The organism is Xenorhabdus yunnanensis (genome assembly GCF_028598805.1).
In the GTDB taxonomy this organism is placed as follows: Bacteria; Pseudomonadota; Gammaproteobacteria; order Enterobacterales; family Enterobacteriaceae; genus Xenorhabdus; species Xenorhabdus yunnanensis.
Genome location: NZ_JAQRFI010000078.1, coordinates 1 through 8,306, shown reverse-complemented (window position 1 = coordinate 8,306; position 8,306 = coordinate 1). Strand labels below are relative to the sequence as shown.

Sequence of the window (8,306 nt, the reverse complement as noted above, 5' to 3'; positions counted from 1 at the left end):
CCTGTAGCGCCTGTTCCCAGATTTTGGCAGGGGATGGCATGTGACACCGCCTTTTATTTAAGGAAGAAGAGCCCCATCATGGCACAATAGGGATTACGGCTGTAGTATTAGATAGAGATTAGCCGGATAAACTCATAAACATCCCGACAATGGTTGCACTCATCAGATTGGACAAAGTTGCAGCCAGCAATACCCTAAGACCAAGCCATGCAATGTCTGAAGTCCGTTCAGGGACAACCGAGATAAATGCTCCGACAACAACGGCAATTGAACCAAAGTTGGCAAAACCACAAAGAGCAAATGAGATAACCAAACAGACTTTCCAGACTGATGCCTTGCCAACCGAACAATTCACCTAAACCACCAATAAAGCCATTGATCAGGGCTATCAAGGCAACAAAGGTCATGACTACAGTTGCAAGCAGCCACATCAACAGCATCTGCCAATGTCATGATTTTTATCCCGCTGAGTATTTCAGCTTCAAGCCGATTGGGTTTTAAAGTGTGGATATGAGATAGCCAATGACGAATTTTATTTGCTTTAAATGTCGATACAGTATCAACAAAGATCGGAATATTTTCTGCATGACAGAATAACCACTCTAATGCATCTTCCGTTAAATTACAGTCAACAATAAATACACCCGCATTCTGAATTAGAGCTTTAGATTGAGATAATAAAGCAGGTGTCAGTTTTTCCAATAGATTCATATCATTGACTGCAATCCGCATTTCGCCTTGTTCATCAATTAATGAATTGTAAGTTGACGTGATTTCACCTGCCAATTTAATATGTTTATTTTTCTATTATTCTTGGTTTTTAAACAGACAGAGAATTTTTTGTTACATCAAATAATGACTTATTTCACAACACAATTTGTGTTTATATTAAATGCAGAAAGTGGAATAAAAAAAGGTGCTGATATTTCAGCACCAAAATTACTACCAAAGTATGTGACACCCGAAAAAGTATGTGACACCCGAAATCGAAGCTAATCGTTTTTATCCAACGGGAAAGGTACAGGATGTTTTGTGTTGTAATTAAAGGTATACATAGCCGTTATTATCATCATCACAACCAATGTCCATACCACTTCTTTTGCTCCCGTTCCCATAACTGCCCAGATGCAATACATAAAGGCAATAAACGTAATAACAATATATTGCGTTTTCTCTTTCCCAAGATGACCATGACCAATCAGCAGCAAAGCTGCACAGGTATACAAGTAAGGGATCAGGGTAAAAATAACCGAAACGGATGAAACCACCCCAAACTCTTTCGCTGCATTTGGCGAGATACTACTGAGCTGGAAAATCGTCATTAAGATGCCCAGAATCAACAAACCAGCAACAGGTGTTCCCGCTTTGTTCACTTTGGCAAAGATTGAAGGAAACAGCCCGTCATCTGCGGCAGCTTTGGCGGTTTGTCCTGCAAGTAGTGTCCAGCCACCCAATGATCCTAAGCAACCTGCCGCAGCACAAAAGGCAACCACTGCTCCTGCGGTATCTCCCAGTGCCAATCTGGCAGCATCGCCAAAAGGTGAAGATGAAATTTTCAACGCCGCGTTGGGGATCATACCCATAATTACGCTGCTGGACAGAACATAACAGACGGCCGCAATGAGCACACCACCGATAGTCGCAATCGGCACGTTACGCTTGGGGTTTTTAACCACTCCGGCAGCAACGGAAGCACTTTCAACGCCAATAAAAGACCATAACGTTACGTTTAAAATACTCTGGATAGCACCAAAGGTATTCAATCCACTGACGTTCCAGGCATCCATATAGGTCTTACCGCTGAACCAAAACCAACCAAATACCGCAGTCGCCACAATCGGAATCAATGCCAGCGTTGTCGCCACAGCTTGCACTTTGGTAATAACGTGTGGCCCAATGATGTTTAAAATGACAAATATCCACAGTATTACGGTACAAGTGATGGTTAAGACAATGGGATCTTTTAAGATAGGGAAAAAATAACTCAGATAACCGGCACCAATTACAACCATCGCGATATTGCCGATCCAACACGCCAGCCAATACAGAAGATTAGTCTGATACCCCAAAAAAGGGCCAAAGGCCCGTCGTGCATAAGCGTAAGAACCGCCCGGGCTGTCATCCAGTGAAGACATCTTGGCATAGACGATCGATAACCCCACGGCACCAATGATAGTCACCAGCCATCCGAAAATGGCAATGCCTCCTGTTGAAGCCAAGCTGGCAGGCAGAAGGAAAACCCCTGAACCCATAATGTTACCTGCAACCATCAGGGTAACAGGAATCAATCCGACTTTTCTCGCCTCTGAAACTGTCGTCTCTGAAACTGTAGCCATAATTTATCTTCCCATTTTTATTTTTTTATGCACATAACATGATAAATACCGTTGATAATTTCTGTGCCTTCTGTTTCATGCTCAAAACCGGGGAATTCATGATCCCATTTTTGTAATGCATGCAAATATCCAATCTGGGGGCTGGCTTTATCACCAAAGTTTTCGCCTGAAAGCAGCATTGGAATACCGGGTGGATACGGGATGATAGAGTTTGCAGCAATGCGATGGGGCAGATCGTCCAGTGCCACCATTTCCACATCATTGGTCACGATGGCTTGATAAGCAGCTCGCGGAGTCATTTCCATTTTGGGTAAGCCAGCGTATGCCTGATTCAGTTTTTCGCCCGGATTGTTCTGGTGTAAATAATCGAACATTTTATCGCCTAACTCTTTCAATCCTAAATGGCTATACACTTCTGGATGCTGATTCTCCAAATCTGGCAAAACATGCCCCAAAGGCGTATTGGCGTCATAGTGGTGTTTGAAAGACAGTAAGGTGTTAAGCAATGTTCCCCATTTTCCTTTGGTGATCCCCATTGAAAACAAGAACATAATTTGGAAATCCGTAGTGCGGGTAGGCACGATACCATGCTGGCCTAACCATGCGGTCACCAATGCAGCCGGCACACCTTGTTTTTTCAGCTTGCCATTATCTCCCATGCCCGGAGTCAAGATGCTGACTTTAATCGGATCAAGCATGCTCCAGTCATCAGGTAAATCTTCAAATCCGTGCCAACTGTCTCCCGCACGCATTACCCAGCAACTTTGTTCTTTCGTCAGTAATTCCCTTGGGGCATCTTCAAAGGCAATTTTCTTACCGGTAGCAGGATCTGTCACTTTTTCCTGATTCCAAGGCTTAAAGAACCAGCTTCCCTCCTTGCTGAAATCCCGATGCAAACGCGCTAATGCCTGACGAAAATCAACGGCTTCTTCAATGACTTCCTGAGTCAGGGAATAGCCGCTGTTACCATCCATCATGGAAACCGCAATATCATTTGAAGCGCAAATCGCGTACAAAGGCGATGTTGTTGCGTGCATCATGTAGGCTTGATTAAACCTTGAGAAATCAACAGGGTCGCGTCCATCCCGCACATGGATGAAAGAGGCTTGGGATAGTGCATTCAGTAACTTGTGAGATGAATGGGTGGCAAAGACCGTCGGCCCTGAGTGGTTTTTCGGTTCCCCCCGCATTGCGTAGTGATCATGATAAATCGGATTAAACCGCGCATAGCCATACCATGCTTCATCAAAATGTATTCTATCGACACTTTTATCCAATAATTCCTGTACACGTTTGGCGTTATAACAAACGCCATCATAAGTACAGTTTGTCACTACGCTATAAACTGGTTTTTGATTGACCATACCTTGAGTCAGTGGATTCTGTTTCAGTTTTTTCTGTAGAGCTTTGATTCGCATTTCTTGTGGATAGATAGGCCCGATGATGCCATAGCGGTTACGGCTCGGCAGCATATAGACAGGTTTCGCGCCTGTCAGAATCAGCCCCTGCTCAATGGATTTATGGCAATTTCGGTCAATGATGACCACGTCATCTTCGGTCATGCAAGCCTGCATAATCGTGCGGTTAGAGCCTGACGTTCCTACTACGACAGAATAAGAATGGTCTGCACCAAATACTCTCGCTGCGTATCTTTCACTTTCACCAAATGCACCGGAATGATCTAACAGTGAACCCAATGAGGCTCGCTCAATTCCCATATCGGTGCGGAAGAGGTTTTCCCCATAATAGTCATGATAGAAGCGACCAACAGGTGTTTTATTAAATCCTACCCCGCCTTGATGCCCAGGCGCAGCCCAAGAATATTCATAGGTTTTGCTGTATTTCATCAATGCAGCCATTAAAGGAGGAAATAATTGTTGGCGATAACGCTGCATGGCAGCAATAGCGCGACCAGCGATAAAGTTTGCTGAGTCTTCTAATATCCAGGCAAATTCAGTTAACTGTTCCAGTAATTCATGCTTTAGTAAAAATACTGTTTTTTCTCGATCACTTAATAAAAAGACCGGGACATTTTCCTGTCGCTCAAATAATTTATTTAATAGTTTTTGTACATGAAGATATAAATCATCATCCATGAGTGTACAGCTGATCATGACACAATCGAACGGTTCATTGGCTGAAATTATTGTATAGCTATCATCAAAAGAATCAGCAATAACAACATCAACGTCTTTTTCGATTAATTTATCTGCCAACCTATGTATTGCTTTGTCAACATAGTGACTATGATATCGCGAACCTACTTCATTTTTTGCTATCAATACTTTCATGACATTATTCCTTACACTATCTCTACTTGAACTGACAGGATAAATTTATAATTACTGGGCAATGACCATCGAATGGCAAATATAACAACATAGTCGTATAGATTAACTATTTGTTAAAATATAATTTTTAAACTTAAAATCACTCTAATCAATATAGTGTTTATTTAAATTTGTGCAATTCAAGCAAATCGGCGAAAATCAGCCATTCTGCACATAACTCATATCATACACATTGAAATAAAAGGAAAAATATCAATCACCATTGTTTTAATACTCTTAAAAAATTACTTTTTTGATTAAATTATTCATATTCTATCTGTTTTTTATATAAACTTTGAAAAATACAATATGCATTATCGATATACGGCATACCGAAACCCAATGGGATCTTGATATAATTATCCATGGCATCTGGATGACTTTATTACTAACAAAGGATTTCGCTAAATTGCCTCATTATTGGAAGCAATAAATTTGGGCGTTACGGCTCATTTATTGAACATTTGAGAAATATCTTAATTTTATTAAACCAGACGAATTGAAACTGCCATATTGAAATGAACATAAAATATATTTCTCAAATTATTGTTTTCTCCACTACACCCTATTTATATCCTTCACATTCCCACCCCTCTGCCTAATTTTAGCAAATTCAATTTATAACGTTGATTTAACCGTTAATTTAGTAAGAGCCAGAGCACAATGGCGTAACAATGAAGATTTTCTTTACTGCCATTACTATGGAAAAGTACGGGACGTCATTGAGTAAGTGCTGGAAGCTAACCCCGATTGAGCTGATTTGAAGGTTATTCAGCCTTATTTCTTCAAGATTGAACTAGTTGAAAACTCTGCTTCCATGACGCCCATCATTCGATTATGGGACTAACAATGAAAGAACATCCTGATTTATGGGCCGATTTATTAAACGGCCTGAAAAATGCTTGGCCGCAAATTTCTGGCTCCATTTTAGCCATTATGATTTGCTATGGCCGGCTTATTTATGACGGTGTGGAGCGGAAAAATCGCTGGGTCGAGCCATTACTGTGCGGAGCGCTGTCGTGGGGGTTTTCCAGTGGACTGGAACTATTCGGCATTCCAAGCAGTGTTTCACCTGCACTCGGCGGTGCTGTTGGTTTTATTGGCGTAGAGAAAATTAGAGAATTTGCGATCCGTGCCATCAATAAACGTTTAGGAGATAAATAATGACAAGAGGGATTCGTAACCACAATCCGGGCAATATTCGCCACGGTGATAAATGGCAGGGTTTGTGTGATAGCCAAACAGACAAATCATTTTGTCAGTTTGTGGCACCGGAATATGGCATACGGGCAATGCTGAAAATTCTGCGTAATTATGAACGCAAATACGGGGATAACACTATTCGCCAGTTTATTTCCCGCTGGGCTCCACCAAATGAAAATAATACCGAAAGCTACATTGCTTATGTGTGTAAATCCGTTGATATAGCCAGCAGCGCGGTGGTGGATGTGGAAAATGTCGTCACAATGAGCCGGCTGGTTAAAGCTATTATCCAAATGGAAAATGGTCAACAACCTTATTCCGATACGGTTATTAAGCGAGCATTTGAATTGTTATAAAGTTCAGTCTGTATATAATCACTATAAAAGCAATCACCGCTTGTATTTTGGCGGTGATTTTTCAAGTATCCCCCAATAAGTTTCAAGTTATAACGAATCGGCATCATATTCCTAATAAATAATTATAATAACTGATCAATAATCAGTTAAATAATATCTCTCAAATAATCCATCCACAGAACTGTATCGTACAGAAATCAGCATTTGATGTACTTAAAATGCTATTTACCCCCGATATACCCATCAATATTTTAACAACATTTATCAAAAATAAAGGGATTAAAACCCTTTAATAAAAGAAATTTAAAAAATAAAGTATCTACTTATAAAGGGTTAATTCTTCAATATCTTCAATGTGTAGCCATGTCACATAAATCATATTTAATTCATTAGCCCAGTTCATCAGTCTCAAAAGCAGGAGTTAAGCAATGCCTATGTCATGCAACAGTATTAACTACGAGGACCAACTTTTATTAGAGAATTCTTCTACATCCCTCTCTCGCAAATACTCACTCAGTTCTACCCAACAAGTCGTCTGGCTCGATCAATTTCTCCGTCCCAATAGCACTTGCTACAATCTCGGTTCAGTTATTCTCATTGAGGGAGAGTTGGATGAAGCACTGTTAGTACGCGCCTTTAAGGCTGTCGTTTATCATCATGACACATTGCGTTTACGACTCGTCAAGACTGAGGAGTTACCCCTTCAAGAAATTACAGACACCTTGCCTGTGTCCGTGACAATCCACGATTTCTCAGACCATGCTGACTCCGAAGAACAAGCCAAGCAGTACATCCGTGCGGCTTTCATGCGACCATTTGATTTGTATAGTGAACTATGGCGATTTGAAATATTACGAGTGAATGATAATCGTTGGTACTGGCAGTTCTGTTGTCACCATCTAATCGGGGATGCGATCACTTTAGGACTCATCCCCGAAGATATCGCCAATATTTATAGCTGTTTAAGCCGAGGTGAGGAGTTCACAGAAACAGCGCCTTCTTATCTCGATTTTATTAATGAGGATCATGACTACCTAAACTCTCAACGCTATATACAAGACCGACAATTCTGGTTAGAACGCTATAAAAGTTTGCCCCCTGCATTAATCCAGCCATCACAACAATATGCAGATAAAGCAGTAAATAAAATAATAGATAATGAACTCATCGAACCTTTAGTCTGGCAATTGGATAAAGCGCTTTTTCAGCGAATTGAAGAAACTGTGGCCGAGCATGGATTATCTGTCCTGCACTTCATGTATTCCATTCTGGCCTGTTATTTCTCACGTACTACTTATTTTTCACGTACAAGCAGCTCTGAAGATATTGTCATTGGCATCCCCGTACACAACCGCAAAAATGTCAAACAAAAACGCATGGTGGGGATGTTTTCATCAGTCATTCCAGTTGGTATCACTGTTTCACCTCATGATACTTTCCTTGATATTATGAGCAAAACCGCAACAGAATTGCGTCGTTGCTATAAACGTCAGCGCTTGCCAATTGCAGAAATTAACCGACTCATACAAATCCAACAGAAGACCGGACATACTCAGCTATTCGACATCATGCTGTCATTTGAGTGGATCGAAGTGAACGCTGAGATGCCAGACGCCACGCTCAGTTACTCAAGAATACAACGCGGCGCACCCTTCCCTCTTGTTATTGCCGTCCACCAATACGCATTCGCCAACAGTGAAGACATCCATAAACCTGTCACGTTTGAGTTTAATTTTTCCCCTAATTATCTGAGCCGTGATGAAGCAATCGCACTCCAATCTCGTCTCATGACGCTGATAGAAGCCGCTCTCATATCTCCGGAACAACAAATTCAAGATTTACCGATATTACCACTGGCAGAGCGGCAGCAACTGTTGGTGGATTTCAATGCCACCCGGGTAAATTTCCCGCCAGACGCCTTCGTCCATACCTTATTTGAAGCACAGGCCGCACAATATCCCGAGGCAACGGCGGTCATCTTTGAAGATCAAACCCTGAGCTATGGCGAACTCAACCAACGCGCCAATCGTCTGGCTCATCATTTGATGGCCTTGGGCGTGCGCCCGGATGAACGCGTGGCG

Annotated in this window: 5 protein-coding genes and 2 pseudogenes; 3 read left to right on the top strand and 4 right to left on the bottom strand. The window is 41.6% G+C overall.

Annotated elements, in window-relative coordinates; all coding sequences use genetic code 11:
- Positions 1-118: 118 nt before the first annotated feature.
- From PSI23_RS19375 to adiA, 4 genes and pseudogenes are all read right to left on the bottom strand, one after another.
- Positions 119-422, bottom strand: a pseudogene (locus PSI23_RS19375) (nucleoside transporter C-terminal domain-containing protein); the annotation flags it as partial.
- 1 nt (position 423) lies between these two features.
- A pseudogene (locus PSI23_RS19370) lies at positions 424-789 on the bottom strand (PfkB family carbohydrate kinase); the annotation flags it as partial.
- Positions 790-992: 203 nt separating this feature from the next.
- Complete coding sequence (adiC, locus tag PSI23_RS19365) at positions 993-2,336, bottom strand: arginine/agmatine antiporter (RefSeq protein WP_273556616.1); 1,344 nt, start codon at positions 2,334-2,336, stop codon at positions 993-995.
- 17 nt (positions 2,337-2,353) lie between these two features.
- Positions 2,354-4,627: an arginine decarboxylase gene (gene adiA / locus PSI23_RS19360; RefSeq protein WP_273556615.1), complete on the bottom strand. Its 2,274-nt coding sequence runs from the start codon at positions 4,625-4,627 to the stop codon at positions 2,354-2,356.
- A gap of 888 nt (positions 4,628-5,515) precedes the next feature.
- Between adiA and PSI23_RS19355 the strand changes: the two genes are divergently transcribed.
- From PSI23_RS19355 to PSI23_RS19345, 3 genes are all read left to right on the top strand, one after another.
- Entirely contained in the window at positions 5,516-5,830 is a 315-nt protein-coding gene (locus PSI23_RS19355) for a phage holin, lambda family (protein WP_273556614.1), read from the top strand.
- Positions 5,830-6,225: a structural protein gene (locus PSI23_RS19350; protein WP_273556613.1), complete on the top strand. Its 396-nt coding sequence runs from the start codon at positions 5,830-5,832 to the stop codon at positions 6,223-6,225. The genes PSI23_RS19355 and PSI23_RS19350 overlap by 1 nt, the downstream gene beginning before the upstream one ends.
- A 428-nt stretch (positions 6,226-6,653) precedes the next feature.
- On the top strand, positions 6,654-8,306 hold a 1,653-nt coding region (locus tag PSI23_RS19345; protein ID WP_273556612.1), incomplete at its 3' end, for a condensation domain-containing protein.

Bases quoted from the DNA above. Each gene is read 5' to 3' on its own strand.
- PSI23_RS19350 (WP_273556613.1), top strand. From the start codon at position 5,830: ATGACAAGAGGGATTCGTAACCACAATCCGGGCAATATTCGCCACGGT.
- adiC (WP_273556616.1), bottom strand. From the start codon at position 2,336: ATGGCTACAGTTTCAGAGACGACAGTTTCAGAGGCGAGAAAAGTCGGA.
- PSI23_RS19355 (WP_273556614.1), top strand. From the start codon at position 5,516: ATGAAAGAACATCCTGATTTATGGGCCGATTTATTAAACGGCCTGAAA.
- adiA (WP_273556615.1), bottom strand. From the start codon at position 4,627: ATGAAAGTATTGATAGCAAAAAATGAAGTAGGTTCGCGATATCATAGT.